The organism is Streptacidiphilus jeojiensis, from assembly GCF_042510965.1.
Classification (GTDB): Bacteria; Actinomycetota; Actinomycetes; order Streptomycetales; family Streptomycetaceae; genus Streptacidiphilus; species Streptacidiphilus jeojiensis.
Genome location: NZ_JBEUKS010000006.1, coordinates 272,273 through 288,308, shown reverse-complemented (window position 1 = coordinate 288,308; position 16,036 = coordinate 272,273). Strand labels below are relative to the sequence as shown.

14 protein-coding genes are annotated in these 16,036 nt (G+C 72.3%); 5 read left to right on the top strand and 9 right to left on the bottom strand.

Going from position 1 to position 16,036, the window contains the following annotated elements; translation table 11 throughout:
- Nucleotide 1: 1 nt before the first annotated feature.
- Genes ABUW04_RS18840 through ABUW04_RS18825 form a run of 4 tightly spaced genes read right to left on the bottom strand, consistent with a single transcriptional unit; the run spans nucleotide 2 to nucleotide 4,492 of the window.
- Nucleotides 2–1,378: an FAD-binding oxidoreductase gene (locus ABUW04_RS18840; protein WP_380565830.1), complete on the bottom strand. Its 1,377-nt coding sequence runs from the start codon at nucleotides 1,376–1,378 to the stop codon at nucleotides 2–4.
- Nucleotides 1,375–2,346 (bottom strand): cyclase family protein, encoded by a 972-nt coding sequence (locus ABUW04_RS18835; protein ID WP_030252133.1) that lies wholly within the window; start codon nucleotides 2,344–2,346, stop codon nucleotides 1,375–1,377. The genes ABUW04_RS18840 and ABUW04_RS18835 overlap by 4 nt, the downstream gene beginning before the upstream one ends.
- Nucleotides 2,343–3,371, bottom strand: coding sequence for an amidohydrolase family protein (locus tag ABUW04_RS18830; RefSeq protein ID WP_380565829.1), 1,029 nt, complete (start codon nucleotides 3,369–3,371; stop codon nucleotides 2,343–2,345). The genes ABUW04_RS18835 and ABUW04_RS18830 overlap by 4 nt, the downstream gene beginning before the upstream one ends.
- Nucleotides 3,368–4,492, bottom strand: coding sequence for an FAD-dependent monooxygenase (locus ABUW04_RS18825; RefSeq protein ID WP_380565828.1), 1,125 nt, complete (start codon nucleotides 4,490–4,492; stop codon nucleotides 3,368–3,370). Before ABUW04_RS18825 ends, ABUW04_RS18830 begins: the two co-directional genes overlap by 4 nt.
- Nucleotides 4,493–4,768: 276 nt before the next feature.
- Here ABUW04_RS18825 and ABUW04_RS18820 point away from each other — a divergent pair, with 276 nt between their 5' ends.
- Genes ABUW04_RS18820 through ABUW04_RS18805 form a run of 4 tightly spaced genes read left to right on the top strand, consistent with a single transcriptional unit; the run spans nucleotide 4,769 to nucleotide 8,873 of the window.
- Nucleotides 4,769–5,755 (top strand): fumarylacetoacetate hydrolase family protein, encoded by a 987-nt coding sequence (locus ABUW04_RS18820; protein WP_380565827.1) that lies wholly within the window; start codon nucleotides 4,769–4,771, stop codon nucleotides 5,753–5,755.
- Nucleotides 5,756–5,795: 40 nt separating this feature from the next.
- Complete coding sequence (locus ABUW04_RS18815) at nucleotides 5,796–6,731, top strand: VOC family protein (protein WP_380565826.1); 936 nt, start codon at nucleotides 5,796–5,798, stop codon at nucleotides 6,729–6,731.
- Between the two features lie 49 nt (nucleotides 6,732–6,780).
- Nucleotides 6,781–8,088, top strand: a complete 1,308-nt coding sequence (hisD, locus tag ABUW04_RS18810; protein ID WP_380565825.1) for a histidinol dehydrogenase — start codon at nucleotides 6,781–6,783, stop codon at nucleotides 8,086–8,088.
- Nucleotides 8,085–8,873 carry an SDR family NAD(P)-dependent oxidoreductase gene (locus ABUW04_RS18805; RefSeq protein ID WP_380565824.1) on the top strand — a complete coding sequence of 263 codons (789 nt, stop codon included), beginning with the start codon at nucleotides 8,085–8,087 and terminating at the stop codon, nucleotides 8,871–8,873. The genes hisD and ABUW04_RS18805 overlap by 4 nt, the downstream gene beginning before the upstream one ends.
- A gap of 58 nt (nucleotides 8,874–8,931) precedes the next feature.
- Here the strand turns inward: ABUW04_RS18805 and ABUW04_RS18800 are convergent, their stop codons facing one another.
- From ABUW04_RS18800 to ABUW04_RS18780, 5 genes are all read right to left on the bottom strand, one after another.
- On the bottom strand, nucleotides 8,932–10,854 hold the full coding sequence (locus ABUW04_RS18800) for a hypothetical protein (RefSeq protein ID WP_380565823.1): 1,923 nt from the start codon (nucleotides 10,852–10,854) through the stop codon (nucleotides 8,932–8,934).
- A 116-nt stretch (nucleotides 10,855–10,970) separates the two neighbouring features.
- A complete protein-coding gene (locus ABUW04_RS18795) occupies nucleotides 10,971–11,999 on the bottom strand; it encodes an ABC transporter permease (protein WP_380565822.1) in 1,029 nt (342 codons plus the stop codon).
- A complete protein-coding gene (locus ABUW04_RS18790) occupies nucleotides 11,996–12,967 on the bottom strand; it encodes an ABC transporter permease (protein WP_030252114.1) in 972 nt (323 codons plus the stop codon). The genes ABUW04_RS18795 and ABUW04_RS18790 overlap by 4 nt, the downstream gene beginning before the upstream one ends.
- On the bottom strand, nucleotides 12,964–14,640 hold the full coding sequence (locus ABUW04_RS18785; protein WP_380565821.1) for a sugar ABC transporter ATP-binding protein: 1,677 nt from the start codon (nucleotides 14,638–14,640) through the stop codon (nucleotides 12,964–12,966). Before ABUW04_RS18785 ends, ABUW04_RS18790 begins: the two co-directional genes overlap by 4 nt.
- A gap of 68 nt (nucleotides 14,641–14,708) precedes the next feature.
- Nucleotides 14,709–15,788, bottom strand: a complete 1,080-nt coding sequence (locus ABUW04_RS18780) for a substrate-binding domain-containing protein (RefSeq protein ID WP_380565820.1) — start codon at nucleotides 15,786–15,788, stop codon at nucleotides 14,709–14,711.
- 1 nt (nucleotide 15,789) lies between these two features.
- Between ABUW04_RS18780 and ABUW04_RS18775 the strand changes: the two genes are divergently transcribed.
- Complete coding sequence (locus tag ABUW04_RS18775; protein ID WP_198037353.1) at nucleotides 15,790–15,936, top strand: hypothetical protein; 147 nt, start codon at nucleotides 15,790–15,792, stop codon at nucleotides 15,934–15,936.
- Nucleotides 15,937–16,036 lie beyond the last annotated feature (100 nt).

Genomic DNA, 16,036 nt, shown 5'->3' with positions numbered 1-16,036 from the left:
CTCAGGACTCCCAGTGGTTGCGGTTGGCGGGGGCGTCCCCGGTGGCGGTGAGGTAGCCGGCGAACAGCGCGCCGGGGTCGCGGTCGGCGCGGATCCGCTGCAGCCGGTCCCACTGCTCGTCGCCGAGGAAGCGCAGTTGACGGTTGGTGAAGTCGGAATCGCCCAGGTACTGACCCGCCGTCACCGGCTGCAGCTCGGCCATGGCGCCGTCGAGCCAGCCGCGCAGCCGGGCGTCCTGTGACGGGTCGTCATGGACCACGTAGGCCGCGCAGTAGATCTCCGACTGCAGGCTGAAGGCCATCTCCGGGAGCGCCCGCAGCGGGGCCATGGAGAACCAGATGGTGAAGGCCCCCGGCACCGGGTGCCCGGTGAAGACCGTCCGCATCGCCGGGACCACCTCGGCCGCGCTGCCGCGCAGCCAGGCGTTGTCGACCAGGTAGCGGTGGCCCTCGGGGTTGGCGGTGCGCTGGCCGGCCAGCTGTTCGGCGAAGCTGGTCGGCTCGGCCTCGACGCGGAACAGGGCCTGCTCGCGGTAGGGGTTGGCGTGCAGCGGGGCCAGCGCCTCGGCCGCCTCGGCCGGGGTGTCCGCCAGGGCCAGGCCGGTGACCAGCAGCAGCGGACGTTCGTGGCCGGGCGGGGTCTGGGTCAGCGCGACGATCTCCACGCAGTCGCCGACGGTGTGGTGGACGGTGTGCAGCCAGGTCATCACCTGGTCGAACAGCTCCAGCGGATAGGCGTGCACGGTGTGGGTGAGCGCCTGCGGCAGCGGGCGGGTGCGCAGGTGGAAGCGGGTGACCACGCCGGGGAAGCCGGGGCCGGCGCCACGCGCCGCCCAGTAGAGGTCGGTGTTCTGCCCGGCGTCGGCGCGGACCAGCTCGCCCTCGGCGGTGACCACGTCGACGGCGACGACGTTCTCGGCCGCCCAGCCCCAGCCGCGGGCGTTCCAGCCCTGCCCGCCCTGGAGCAGGAAGCCGCCGATGCCCACCGAGGGGCAGTGCCCGCCGTTGAAGAAGCGGCCGTGCCCGGCCAGATAGGGGTTGAGCTCGTCGCCGCCGCGGACCGAGGGGGTGGCGACGACGATGCCGGTGTCGGGGTCGTAGTGCAGCTCGTGGAAGCGGCCCAGGTCGATCAGCAGCGCCTGCTCGCGGACGCTCCAGGCGGCCCAGCTGTGGCCGCCCGAGCGGACCGCGACCTGCCAGCCGCGCTCCCGGGCCAGCAGCACGCCCTCGACCACGTCCTGCTCGGTGGCCGCCTCCAGCACCGCAGCGGGTCGGCGTTCGGCGGCCAGGGGGCGGCGGGCGTTGAAGACCCGGCCGACGCAGGCCTGCTCGAAGTCCCGGTCCCCGGGCAGGTGGAGGGTGCCGGTGAAGCCGTTCATTTGACCGCGATCGGGTTGACCGGTGCGCCGACCGCCCCGGTCACCGGGATGGGCGCCGCGACCAGCAGGAACTCGTACACCCCGTCGGCCTCGCAGTCCGCGCCCAGGGCCTCCAGGTCGAACATCTCGCCCAGTGGCAGGCCCATGTTGGGGATGGCGATCTGGTGCAGCGGCGACATGCAGGGGTCGGGGAACTCGTACGGGCGCACCTCGAACCCCCAGGTGTCGGTGGCGGCGGCGGCGATCTCGGTGCGGTGCAGCCAGCCCAGGGTGGAGAAGGACATCCCGGGCGCCGCCCCGGCCGCGTACTCGCCCCAACCGCCGTTGCGGCGCACCCGGTTGATCTGGCCGGTGCGGATCAGCACGATGTCGCCGCGGCGGACGCTGGAGGTCGGGCCCTGCGCCTCGATGGTGGCGCGCAGGTGCTCCTCGGTGATGGCGAAGCCGTCCGGCAGCTCCATCCCGTCCTCGCCGACCACCCGGCCGACGTCCAGCAGCACGCCGCGGCCGACGAAGTCGTCGGCCATGTGCTCGATGCCGGTGACGCTGTCGCCGTTCCCGTTCACGATGGTGCAGGAACGTCCGTTCCAGGCGCGCTTGTTGTCGTAGATGTGGCCGAGGCCGTCCCACTGGGTGCCGGCCTGCAGCGGCATCACCACATGGTCGTCGGCGCCGCCGAAGCCGTGCGGGAAGCCCTGCCGGTCGGCGGCGGCGTCGGTGCCGGTGTCCTTCATGTAGTGGACCGGGTTGATCCGGCCGCGGAAGCCGCGCTGCGGACCGTCCTCGTTGAACTCCAGCGCCAGCGAGATCGCCCGGCCGCGTCGCACCAGCCCGGCGGCGTGGGCGCGTTTGGCGTCGTCGAGGTGGTTGAGCGTGCCCAGCACGTCGTCCGGGCCCCAGCGGCCCCAGTTGCGGTAGGCGGCGCGGGCCTTGGCCAGCTCCTCCTCGATCGGGCCGAGCGTGGTCATGGTCGGTGGCCTTTCTGCTGCAGGAGCCGGAGCGCGGTGCCTCCGGCGATGGCGGCGCGGATCCCGGGTGCGAAGCCGGCGGCGTCCAGGCGTTGCACCGGATCGTCGACGCCCATGTCGAAGGGGTAGTCGGTGCCCAGCACCAGCCGGTCCGGGCCGACGGCCGCCACCAGCTGCCGCAGCGCGGTCGGGGTGTAGACCAGGGCGTCGAACCAGAGCCGCTCCAGGTAGGCGGACGGCGGTTCGGCGCAGCCGCGCGCGTCCGGGCGGTGCTGCCAGGCGTGGTCCGAGCGGCCCAGGTAGGTGGGGAGGTAGCCGCCGCCGTGGGCCACCACCAGGCGCAGCCCGGGGAACCGGTCCAGCACCCCGGTGAAGATCAGGTGCGACAGCGCCACCGTGGTCTCCACCGGCTGGCCCACGGTGTTGCCGAGGTAGCGGGTGGCCAGCCGCTCGCCCAGCGAGCAGCCCCAGGGGTGCAGGAAGACCAGGGTTCCGGCCTCCTGCGCCGCCGCCCAGAACGGGTCGTGGACCGGGTCGGCCAGCTCCCGTCCCTCGACGGTGGTGGAGACGCTCACCCCGTCCAGCCCGTGCACCGACAGGGCCCGGTGCAGGGTGCGCACGGCCAGGTCGGCGTGCTGGAGCGGGACGGTGCCCAGGCCGCGCAGCCGCTCCGGGGCCTGGGCGCAGTGCGCGGCGACGGCGGCGTTGACGGTCTCCGCCAGTTCGGCGGCGAGGGCGGGGCCGGCCCAGTAGTGGTGCATCGGCATCGGGCCGACCACCTGGACGTCGACGCCCATCGCGTCGAGGTCGGCCAGCCGCCGCCGGACGTCCGTCAACTGCTGGGCTCTGCTCGCCAGCTGATGGCGGTTCAGGACAAGCGACTCGGCCGAGTGGGAGCGCTGTTCCGCCGTCAGCTCGCGGGCGAAGCCGTCCGTCCCGGCGACCAGGGCGTCGGCCTCGGGGACGGCGAGGTGGCCGTGGAAGTCCACCACGGCCGCCCCGGCGGGGGCGGCTGCGGCGGTCACGCCTCCGCCTTGAGGAACTCCAGCGTCTCGGACATGATCCGGGCCGGGTCGGCGCCCTCGGTCTCCGGATGGATCTCCCACTCGGCCAGCTGCAGCGAGTTGTCCAGCACCGCACGCACCCGGGGCATCCTGCGCTGCATGTAGGCCTTCAGTATCCCGGCCAACTCGCCCTCGCCGGTGACCATCTCGGCCAGCACCACGGCGTCCTCCGCGCACATCGCCGCGCCCTGGGCGATCAGCGGCGGGCAGGCGTGCGCCGCGTCGCCGACGATCATCACCCGGCCGCGGAACCAGTCCTGGTCCACCAGCACCGACTCGATCCAGCGGTAGTCCACCGCGGCGTCCTCGGGCAGGCCGGCGATGACCCGCCCCCAGGTCCCCCCGTAGCCGGCGCCGCGCTCGCGCAGCAGGGCCAGCGGGGCGCGCGGGCCGATCAGGGCCGGGTCCAGGTTCTCGTCCAGCAGGTAGGCGTAGCACTGGGTGTCGGAGATCGGCGAGTAGCCGGCCTTGTAGCGCGGGCCGCCGTAGTAGACCTCGGCGCAGTCCATCTCCGCGGGCCGCTCGCCGACCACCCGGAAGATGCTCATGCCGACCGGACGCGGCCGGGTCTCGATCCCCAGCAGCCCGCGGATCTGCGAGTTCAGCCCGTCGGCGCCGACCGCCAGGTCGTAGCGCCCGGACGTGCCGTCGGTGAAGGCGACCTCCACCTCGTCCTCGTCCTGCTTGAAGCCGGTCACGCTCAGCCCCAGCCGCACCCGCACGCCCGCCGCGTAGACGGCGTCGCACAGGGCGTCCTGGAGGTCCGCGCGCAGGGCGCCCGCGGTGGACGGGAGTTCCTCGCCGCCGGTGTGCGGGGTCTCCAGCTCCACGATCAGGCCGCCGTCCGCCCGGCGCAGCCGCATCAGGTCGAAGGGGACCGCCTTGGCCAGCACCCGGTCCAGCACGCCGACGCTGCGCAGCGCCTTCAGCGCGTTGCCCTGGACGGTGATGCCGTGGCCGACGCCGAACCACTGCGGCGAGATCTCCACGAGGTCCACCGCCACCCCGCGCCGGGCCAGGGCGAGCGCGAGCACACTTCCGGTGATGCCGCCGCCGACGACGAGCACCTTCGAGACGGCCATAGGTATTCCTCAGAGTCAGTTCAGTCGCTTCAGGAGGCAGCGGTGCCGGCCGTGCGGGACGGCGGCAGCTCGCAGGGGGGTTGGAGTCCTGGTGGGAACCCTGGCGTCGGGCCCGATCCAACGTCAACGGATGGAGCTATCGCCTCGCGCAAGGTCTTCCATCCCGCACGGCAATGCCCGGCCCGATGCCAGGCATCGCGGATGGGCATTTCCGCCGCCCGCCGCGACTGCCTAGCTTTCTGAGGAGAACCACCCCAGCACCGCCTAGGAGCCGCCGTGCCCGAGACCGCCCCGCCCACCACCGACGCCGATCCCGCCCTCGCCGGTCCCTTCGCGCTGGGGACGTTCTCCAGCGGCGGGCCGGCCTTCCCCGGCCTGCTGGCAGGCGCCCGGGTGCGCGACCTGTCCCCGCTGGCGGGCAGCACCTTCGCGCTGTTCGCCGACTGGGAGGCCGTGCTGCCGCAGTTGGCCGGGCTGGCCGCGGACACCGCCTCGGGCGACTGGCACGACCGGTCCGCGCTGCGGGTCCTGGCCCCGATCGCCCCCGGCCAGATCCTGCAGAGCGGCGCCAACTACCGCCGGCACGTGGTGGACCTGGTGGCCGCCGAGAAGGAGAGCGTGCACGGCGCCACCCCGGCGGAGGCCCGCGCCGACGCCGAGCTGATGATGGCCGAGCGGGCCCGCAACGGCGTCCCCTACCTGTTCCTCGGCAGTCCGCGGGCGGTCTGCGGCCCCTACGACCGGGTGGTACTGCCCGCCGAGGGCGTCCAGCACGACTGGGAGCTGGAGCTGGCGCTGGTGATCGGGCGTGGCGGCCGCTCCATCCGCCGCCAGGACGCGATGGACCATGTCGCCGCCTACACCATCTGCAACGACCTCACCACCCGCGACCGGCTCTACCGCCCCGACCTCAAGGCGATCGGCACCGACTGGTTCACCGCCAAGAACGCCGACACCTTCCTGCCGCTCGGCCCCTACCTGGTCCCGGCCGCCTTCGTCGGGGACCCGGGCGACCTGCGGATCACCCTGAGCCACAACGGCGTGGTCCGGCAGGACGAGTCCACCAAGGACATGATCTTCGACATCCCCCGGCTGATCGAGTACGCCTCCGCGACCACCACGCTGCTCCCCGGCGACCTGCTGCTGACCGGCTCCCCGGCCGGGAACGGCGCGCACTGGGGTGTCTTCCTCCGGCCCGGCGACGTGCTGGAAGGCACCATCACCGGCCTGGGCCGGCAGCGCAACACCGTCACCGCAGCATGACCGCCCAGGACGACCACCGCAGCATGAGGAGCCAACCCCGATGACCTTCCAACCCGTCACCCATCTGCGTCACTTCGCGCTCGCCGTACCGGACTTCGAGCGTCAGCGGGCCTTCTTCCGGGACACCTGGGGCCTGACCGAGGTCGCCGACGACAGCGGGCTGGCCTTCTTCGCCGCCGAGGGCAGCCCCGAGCAGTACGTGGTCCGGGTCCGCAAGGACCGGCAGAAGCGGATGGACCTGGTCGCCTTCGGCGCCGGCAGCGTCGCCGACGTGGACCGGCTGGCCACCGAGCTGACCGCAGCAGGAGTGGCCCTGGTCCGCGAGCCGGGCCCGATGGACACCCCCGGCGGCGGCTACGGCCTGCGCTTCTTCGACCCGGACGGGAGGGTGGTCGAGGTGTCCGCGGACGTCGCCACCCGCACCCACCGCAGGATCGAGGAGCGCGAGGCGATCCCGGTCCGGCTCTCCCACTGCGTCGTCAACTCCCGGCAGCCGGAACGCCTTCGTGACTTCTACGCCCGTCACCTGGGGTTCCGGCTCACCGACACGCTCTACTCCGACCACATGGGCGACCTGATGTACTTCATGCGCTGCAACCGGCTGCACCACAGCTTCGCCATCGCCCGGGGCCCCCATGTGTCGCTGCACCACGCCTCGTTCGAGATGCGCGGCGTCGAGGAGTACATGCGCGGCACCGGCCGCGCGCTGCGCGCCGGCACCCGGCTGACCTGGGGTCCCGGCCGCCACCTGGCCGGCGACAACACCTTCTCCTACTTCCACGACCCGCACGGCAACACCGTGGAGTACACCACCGAACTGGCCATCCTGGACGAGGACCTGTGGCACCCGGGCCGGCACGACGTGGACGACCCGATGGTCCAGGACCAGTGGGGCACGGCCGACCCGATGAGCGAGTCGGTGGCCAAGGACCAGTTCAACGACCCCGACGTGCTCTTCACCGCCCCGCCGGTGTGACCCCCCGTCAGTTCGCCTCCCCCTCAGCTTCCCCCGAAAGGCCACCACCATGGCACAGACCGTTCTCAAGCACGCCGTCTCCCAGGAGAGCGTCGCCGCCGACCTGGACGCGGTGCGGGCGACCGTCACCGGCGTCATAGCCGACATCCGCGAGCGCGGCGACGCGGCGGTCCGGGAGTACTCCGAGAAGTTCGACAACTGGTCCCCGGAGTCCTTCCGGCTCAGCGACCGGCAGGTCGCCGAGATCGTCGCCACCGTCCCGGACCAGGTGATCGAGGACATCCGCTTCGTCCAGGACCAGGTCCGGGCGTTCGCGCAGCACCAGCTCGCCTCCATGGGCGAGTTCGAGGTGGAGACGCTGCCGGGGGTGCGCCTCGGCCAGAAGCACATCCCGGTGCGGGCCGCCGGCGCCTACATCCCGGGCGGACGCTACCCGCTGACCGCCTCCGCGCACATGACCATCGTCACCGCCAAGGTGGCCGGGGTGCCCCGGGTGGTGGCCTGCACCCCTCCGATCCGCGGTGAGATCCCGGCCGCGACCGTGGCCGCCGCGCACCTGGCCGGGGCGGACGAGATCTGGCTGCTGGGCGGGGTGCAGGCGGTGGCCGCGATGGCCGTCGGCACCGGCACCATGCAGCCGGTCGACCTGATCGCCGGGCCCGGCAACGCCTACGTCGCCGAGGCCAAGCGTCAGCTCTTCGGGCAGATCGGCATCGACCTGTTCGCCGGGCCCACCGAGATCCTGGTCCTGGCCGACGACGGGGCCGACCCGTTCACCTGCGCGGTGGACCTGCTCTCCCAGGCCGAGCACGGACCCGACTCCCCGGCCGTGCTGATCACCACCTCCCGCGAGGTCGCCGAGGCCACCGTCGCCGAGGTCGAACGGCTGCTGCCGACCATGCCCACCAGGGACTTCGCCGGACCGGCCTGGCGCGACCACGGCCAGGTCGTCGTGGTCGACTCGCTGGACGAGCTGTACGAGCTGGCGGACGCCTTCGCCTTCGAGCACGTGGAGGTGCTGACCGCGGACCCGCGCGAGGCGCTGGAGCGGATGACCCAGTACGGCGCGCTGTTCCTCGGCGAGGGTACCTGCGTCTCCTTCGGCGACAAGGTGATCGGCACCAACCACGTGCTGCCGACCCGCGGTGCCGCGCGCTACACGGGCGGGCTGTGGGTGGGCAAGTACCTGAAGACGGTCACCTACCAGGAGGTCACCGACACCGCCTCGCAGGCCCTGCTGGGCCGGCTGTGCGGGCGCGCGGCCCGGGTGGAGCTGTTCGAGGGCCACGCCCGCTCCGGCGACCTGCGCGCCTCCAGGGCGGCCGGCGACGCGCTCCCCTGGGCGGAGGGCCGGTGAGCTCCGCTTCGCCCCTGGCGGGCCGTACCGCCCTGATCACAGGCGCGGGCGGCCCGCTCGGCCGTGCCTTCTCACTGGCGCTGGCCGAAGCGGGGCTACGGGTGCTCCTGGTCGGCCGCAATCCCGCCACCCTGGCCGAGACCCTGGCCGGGGTCGAGCAGGCCGGCGGCAGCGGACGCACCGCCCTGGCCGACGTCGCCGACCCGGCCTCGGTGGCCGCGCTCGCGGCCGGGCTGACGCAGGCCGGGGAGGAGGTCTCCGTCCTGGTCAACAACGCCGGGATCGCCGGACCGGTCAAACCGCTGGTCGAGATCGACCCGGCGGAATGGGACGAGGTGTTCGCCGCCAACGTCCGGGGCGTCTACCTGCTCTGCCGCGCCTTCCTGCCGCCGATGCTGGCGGCGGGCCGGGGCGACGTGGTCAATGTCGCCTCGGTCAGCGGCAAGCGCCCGCTGCTCAACCGGACCCCGTACACCGCCTCGAAGATGGCCCTGCTCGGGCTCACCCGCACCCTCGCCGGGGAGGTCGGCCCAGCCGGAGTCGCCGTCAACTCCCTCTCCCCCGGGCCGATCCGCGGCCCCCGGATGGCCCGGAACTTCCGGCTGGAGGCGGAGCTCACCGGCACCACCCCGGAAGCCGCCGAGCACGCCTTCGCGTCCCGCGCCGCCCTCGGCCGCCTGGTCGAGAACCACGAGGTCGCCGCCGCGCTCATCGCCATGCTGGGCATGCCCGGCCTCTGCGGCGCCGACATCGATCTGTCAGCGGGGATGATCGCCCCGTCCTGAGACCGCAACAGCAAGGGCCCGGCTGCCGGAGAGCAGCCGGGCCTTCTGGCGCTGCCGGCTAACCGGCCTGGACGACGATGGCGCCGCTGTAGCTGGCACCCGCGGCGATGGCGGTGGTGGTGCCGTCGACCGTCATGGTGACCTGGCGTCCGCGCGGGGCCGTGACGACGGCGTCCGCGGCGAGGGTGAGGCTGGTGAGGTAGGACGTACCGGTGACGGTCCAGCGGGAGCCGGCCGCCAGCGAGACCACGACGCCGTTGTTGACCGCGGCGGCCGGGGTGTTGGTGACCTCGCCGAGCTGCAGGTACTGGTCCGCGCCGATACTGTCGATGTGGTGCTTGGTGGTGGTCGCCGAGATCACGCCCTCGACCTGGCTGCGGGTGAAGGTGAGCACCAGGTTGAGGCCGCCGCGCATGCCGTTGTAGAAGTCGCCCTTCAGCCGGATGTCGGTGAAGGCGGCGACCGCGTCGGTGTCGTGCGCGGCGGTGTTGTCGAAGCTGCTGTCCTTGCTGGCGGCGGTGGTCGGCTCGGTGTAGACGCCGGTGTTCAGCAGCACGCCGTTGACCATCTGCGGTCCCGGGTCGTCGTTCTCCATCACCTGGACCAGGATGCCGTTGCCCGGGTTCAGCCGGGCGCCGCCGGACCCGTCCACCACGATGGAGACCTGCTGGCCCTTGTCCAGGAAGGTCGCGGTACGCGAGTTGAGCACCGTGCCGCCGCTGATGTCGACGCTGCCGGCGCCGTGCCACATCACCCCGAAGCGCTTGGAGTCGATGACGGTGTTGCGCACCGGGATCGCCGCCAGCTCGCGGGCGCTGAGGCCCAGCTCCAGACTGGTGTTGAGTGCGGCCACCGCCGCGCGGGTGCTGTCGGCGTAGTAGACCGTCCCGCCACGGTTGATGGTGGCGTAGCTGGCCACGTCGAACCGGCAGCCGAGGAAGTTCTCGGTGGCGTTGCCGATGGCGTAGGAGCCGTAGCCGCCGGCGGTGCCGGTGTTGGCCACCCGGCAGTTGATGGCGGTGAGGGTGCCGTTCTGGCCGTTGTCGGTGGAGAGCGCGCCCCAGTTCTCGGACTCGATGCTGGAGTTGACGTACGAGGCGCGGGTCTCGGTGCCCAGCAGATTGGTGGCGCGGACGTTGCCGCCGATGCTGAGCATCCAGGGGGCCGACTCCATCACCGAGGTGTCGACGGTGGAGCGGTAGTCGGAGGGCAGGACGCCGTCCTTGACCCTGATGGTGGAGTTCTTGACGACGATGTTGGCGCCGCCGTCGGCGATGACGCCGGTGCGGACCACGCCGGTGTTGTCGATGGTGGCGTCCTCGACCACCAGGGTGGTCGAGGTGCCGGTGCCGACGATCGCCGCGCCGTAGCCGACGAAGTCGCAGCGGCCGTTGCCGTCGAAGGCGATGCCGGGGCTGCGCAGGGCGTAGGAGCCGCCGGCGACGTAGACGCCGTTGTAGGCCTCGCCGGTGGACTGCAGCCGGATGTTGCGGGCGTAGGAGTCGGTGACCTGGCCGCCGACCACGCCGGCCAGCACGGACTTGGTGCGGGAGACGCCGTCGCCGTCCACGTACAGGGCCTGGCGGAACGGGAAGGTGAGGTTGCCGAAGGCGATCGGGTTGGCCACGGCCACGGTCAGCACGACGTCGCCCCGGTAGACGCCGGGCTGGATGGTGGTGACGGTGCCGCCGGTCGGGGTGAGCAGCTGTCCGGTCTCCACGCCGCCGACGGTCAGCGTCAGGTTGTAGCCGTCCGGGGCGACCAGCGAGCCGCCGGAGGCGATGGTGAGGCGGCTGAGCCTGGTCGTGGCGGAGACGGTCAGGGACTCGCCGGCCCCCACCGTCAGCTCCCGGCCGCCGCCGACCGTACTCGGGGCCGCGACGGCGGTGACCGGGTTGAGCAGCAGTGCGCCTGCTGCCGCCGAGCCGGCGACGATGATCGATCGTCGCGAGACCCGGCTGGTGCGGGTGGAGAAGGTCATGAACAACTCCTTTGTCGTCCGTACCGGCGCAGCACGAAGTGACCGGCCGGTGCCGTCGGAGATGACGGCAGGTCAGTGGCCCAGGCGACTGGCCTGGAGGATGGGGTGACGGTTGGTCAGATGCGGTCGCGCAGACGGCGCTCGCGGCCGTAGAGGCCGACCACCGCGAGGATCAGTCCGCCGGTGATCATCTGCTGCTCGGCGGAGGGCAGTTGGGCGGCGCTGAGCAGCAGCGCGACCACCGAGAGCACCAGCGCGCCAAGGACGGTGCGCCAGTAGTCGCCGCGTCCGCCGAACATGGTGCCGCCGACGATGACCGCGGCCAGGGACTGGAACAGGTAGGGGTCGCCGACGGTGACGTTGCCCGAGCCCGAGTAGCCGGCCAGCAGGATGCCCACGCAGACCGCCAGCACCGCGCTGGCGACGTAGGCGCAGATCCAGGTCCGGCCGACGCGGACCAGGGACAGCTTGGCGGCCTGCTGGTTCACCCCGGTGAGGTAGAGGTGGCGCCCGGCCCGGGTACGGGTCAGCATCAGGCCGATGACCAGGGCGACCAGCGCCCAGATCAGCACCACCGGGGGGACGGCCAGGCCGAAGGTGGTGCCGTTGGCGGCGGTGAGGTCGCCGAGCCAGGCCGGGGTGACCCCGGTGGCGGCGCCGTTGATCCACTTCAGCAGCAGTCCGGAGACCAGGGCGCTCACGCCCAGCGTGACGATCAGCGGCTCGACCTTGAAGCGGAACGAGAGCAGCCCGTTGACCAGCCCGCCGGCCGCGCCCACGGCCAGCGCGACCGCCGCCGCGGCCGGCACCGACCAGTGGTAGGTGCCGCACAGCTCGGCGATGACCACGTCGCCGGCCGAGATGAAGGCGGCGATGGAGAAGTCGATGCCGCCGACCAGCACCACGATGGTCTGTCCGGCGCCGGCCAGACCGAGCAGCGAGGCGTTGATCAGGATCGCGTAGAGCACCCGGTGCGAGCCGAAGCCGTCGATGGTGGCCAGCCCGTACCCGTAGAGCGCGACCAGGGCGACGATCTGCAGCAGCGGGAAGCGGCGCTGCCAGTCCGAGAGCTGGGCCACCAGCGGCGGGCGTCCGCCGGCGGTCTCCGGAGCGGCGGGGGTGTCGGTCAGCGCGGTGTCGCTCATGCGGTCCTCCGGCGGGTGTTGGTCAGCACCGCTCCGACGACCACGGCGAAGAGCAGCAGCGCCCCGTAGATCGCGGTGGACCACAGGGTGGACACATTGACTTCATTGAGGAGGTTGTTGATCAGGTAGATGCTGCCGGCGCCCAGCAGTGAGCCGACCAGCGAGCCGCGGCCGCCGCTGAGCGCGGTGCCGCCGAGCGCCACCGAGGCGATGGCCAGCAGGGTGTACTGGGTGGCCATGCTCGCCGCGCCCTCGCTGATCAGGGACATCAGCGCGATGCCGGCGATGCCCGCGTACAGGCCGCCGAGGGCGTAGGCGGCGATCCGCACCACCGGGACGTTCATCCCGGCCGAGTAGGCGGTGGCGTCGTCGCCGCCGACCGCGTAGAGGGCCTTGATGAAGGGGGTGCGGGCCAGCAGCACCCAGATCAGCAGCGGCGCGCCGATGGTGAGCAGCGCGCCGGGGACCGGGCCGAAGGAGCCGGCCAGGTCCTTGGTCCAGCCGGTGCTGCCGGTGGGCACCGAGCCGCCCTGGACCTGGGTGGCCAGGCCGCCGACGACGATGTTGGCGCACAGGGTGGCGACCACCGGCTGGAACCGCAGCACGGCGACCATGAAGCCGTTGATCGCGCCGATGGCGGCGCCGACGGCCAGGCAGATCGGGACCACGAGCAGCGGCGAGGTCAGGCCGTTGGGCAGCAGGTCGGCCACGATGACGATGTTGACCAGGGTCAGTACCGGGCCGATGGATATGTCGATACCGCCGCCGCCGGACAGGATCGCCGGGGTGCTGGCCATCGCCGCGCAGGCCAGCGGGGCGAAGGAGGCCAGTACGGCGGGCCAGTTGGAGGGAGCGGCGAAGGCCGGCTGCACGGCGATGTCGATCAGCAGCAGGGTGAGCGTGAGCAGCGCCGCGAAGGCGTAGGGGCGCCGGGCGAGCAGGGCCCGGACGGAGGCGAGGGCGGTCATGCGGCACCGTCCGGTGTGAGTGCGGGGGTGGTGGGGCCGTCGGTGCTGCCGTCGCCAGGGCCGTCGTCAGGGCCGGCGTCTGGGCCGGTGCCAGGGCCGGTGCCAGGGCCGTCGAGGGTGCCGCTGACCGGGCCCTCGTCGACGGTGCGGCCGAAGAAGGCGGCGACCAGGGACTGCCGGGTCAGCTCGGCCCGGGTCAGGGTCGCCGAGAGGGCGCCCTCGCGGAAGACCAGCACCCGGTCCATCAGCTCGATGTGCTCGTCGACCTCGGTCGACAGCATCACCACCGCCACCCCACGGGCCGTCAGTTCGGCCAGCAGCGCGTAGATGTCGCGCTTGGCGCCGATGTCGACGCCCCGGGTCGGGTCGTTGAGCAGCAGCACCTGCGGGTCGCGGGCCAGCCAGCGGGCGATGACCACCTTCTGCTGGTTGCCGCCGGACAGGGTGGAGACCGGGTCCGACCCGCGGCCCATCCGGATCTTCAGCGCGCTGCGGTAGGGGGCGAACCGTTCCTGCGCGGCCCTGCGGGAGAGCAGTCCGGAGCGGCGGTCCTGACGGAGCGTCGCGGCGCTGAAGTTCTCCCGGATCGACATGGTCCCGAACAGGGCCTCGGCCCTGCGGTCCCGCGGAACGTAGCCGATGCCCGCCGCGGCGGCCTGCTGCTCGGAGCGGATCGGCGCCCCGGTGCCGTCGACGGTGCGCAGCACCGAGCCCTCCCCGGGCGGTCCCTCCCAGAGCGCCTTGATGAAGGCGTCCTGGCCGTGGCCCTCCAGTCCGGCCAGGCCGACCACCTCACCGGCCCGCAGCTCGAAGTCGACCGGCTCGGCGCCGGGGTGCAGCCGCACCCCGGTGGCCCGCAGCAGCACCGGGGCCGCCGGGTCCGGTGCGCGCCCGGCGACCTCGGCCGCGGACGCGCCGGCCAGGTGCTCGGAGCCGGTCATCAGCCGGACCAGCTCGGCCGTGGTGGCCTCGGCCGCGTCCAGGGTGACCACCGACTCGCCGGAGCGCAGCACCGACACCCGGTCGGCGATGGCGTCCACCTCGTCCATCCGGTGCGAGACGAACAGCACCGACATGCCCTCCGCCTTGCGCCGGGCGACGGCCCGGAACAGCCGGTCCCGGGTGGCCACGTCCAGGGCGCTGGTGGCCTCGTCCAGGATCAGCACCTTGGGGCCGCGCACCAGGGCGCGGGCGATTCCGCAGGCCTGGCGGTCGCTGAGGGACAGCTGCTCGACCGGGGTGTCCAGGTCGGGCACCTGCTCCAGCAGCTCCGCCAGGACCGCGGCGGCCCTGCTGCGCTTGTCGGCCTCGGCGACCCTGCGCCGGAACACCCCGTCCGCGCCGAGCCAGACGTTCTCCAGCACCGAGCGCGGTCCGACCACCAGCACCTCCTGGTAGACGGCCATCACCCCGGCCCGGATCGCCGCCGCCGGACCGCCGAAGCGGACCGGTCGGCCGTCGACCGTCAGGGTTCCGGAGTCCGGGGCGTGCACTCCGGTGAGGATCTTCACCAGGGTGCTCTTCCCCGACCCGTTCTCCCCCATCAGCGCGTGCACCTCGCCGGCCGGCATCCGCAGCGAGCAGGACCGCAGGGCCCTGGTCGCCCCGAACGCCTTGGCGAGTCCGGCGGCCTCCAGCACGGCCGGGCGATCCGCCTGGCTCTGCTCGTTCAACGCACCACTCCTTGCCTGTCGACGTGCTCGTCGACTCCGCCTTCGGCTTCCGTGCTGCTACTGGGCTGCTACTGGCCGAAGAAGCCGTCGATGTAGCTGCTGGTCGCGAAGGGCTGGTCGACGTCGGACTGGGTGACCGTCGAGGCGTCGCCGACCTTGAAGCTGGACTTGCTGAAGCCCGACAGGTTGTCGCTGGTCACCAGCGGCGGGTTGATCACGATGTCGGAGACCTTGACGCCCTTGCCGTCCAGCATGTTCTTGGCGACCTGGGCCACCGCCTGGGCCAGCCCGTCACCCGGGTTGTAGAGGCCGACGCCCTGGTACTTGCCGGAGTTGGCGGTCCAGTAGGCGACGCCGCCGGTGGTCAGCCCGTTGTCGGCGACGGTCGGCACGGTGACGTTGGACTTCTGGAAGGCCGAGATGATGCCGGTGGTCATCGGACCGCCCTCCAGCACCCCGCCGATGGTCTTGGTCGGGTTGGCGGCCAGGTACTGCTGCACGTCGGTCTGCGCGGTGGTGGGCGAGAAGTCGGTGTAGATCGAGTCGTCCAGGGTGATCCCCGAGCAGAGCTTCAGCGCCGCCTTGGCGCCGTTGAAGGTGTCGGTGTCGATCGGGACGCCCTTGATGCCGTGCACCCCGAGGATGGCGCCCTTGCCGCCCATGATCTTGGCGACCGCGGCGGCCTGCGCCTCACCGGCCGCGAAGGCGTTGGGGACCACATTGACGGTGTTGGCGTCCACCACGTTGTTCAGCATCGAGATGGACGGGATGCCGGCCGCCGCCGCCTTGTCGACCACCGACTCGAAGCCCGAGGCCAGCGGCTGATAGATGATCAGATCGACCTTGTCGGTGATCAGTTGGTTGAACTGGGCGATCTGGCTGGTCACCTCGTTGCTGGAGACCAGGTCGATCACCTTGTACCCGTCGGCCTTGAGGTACTGCTGCAGCGAGGTGTTGATCAGCGTCTGGTACGGGTTGCTGAGCTGCGACTCGGAGATGCCGATGGTGAAGCCGCTGGTCCTGGTGGGCTTCCAGGTGGCCCACTTGCTGGCCTGGACGGTGCCCGAGTAGCCGCTGTAGGCGGCCTCGTACTGCGCCCCCAGCGCCTTGACCAGGCCGGCGGTGTCCTTGAAGGAGGCAGCCGGCACGGTGCCGCAGGACGAGGCTGTGGAACTGCTGTCCCCCGAGGAGCCGCTGCTCGCTGTGGTCGTCGCCGAACTGCTGCACCCCGCTGCCGTGAGCGCCAGCGCCGTCGCGGCGAAGAGGGCCGAAGCGCCCCGGATCCGAGAAGCGTGAGTCCGAAGGCGGCGGGCCGCGGCAGTCGACGGCGGGGAAGGGGCGGGAGTTGCGGTCATGGTGGGGACTCTCCCTCGAGTCTGGTTCATGCTCAGTCCAT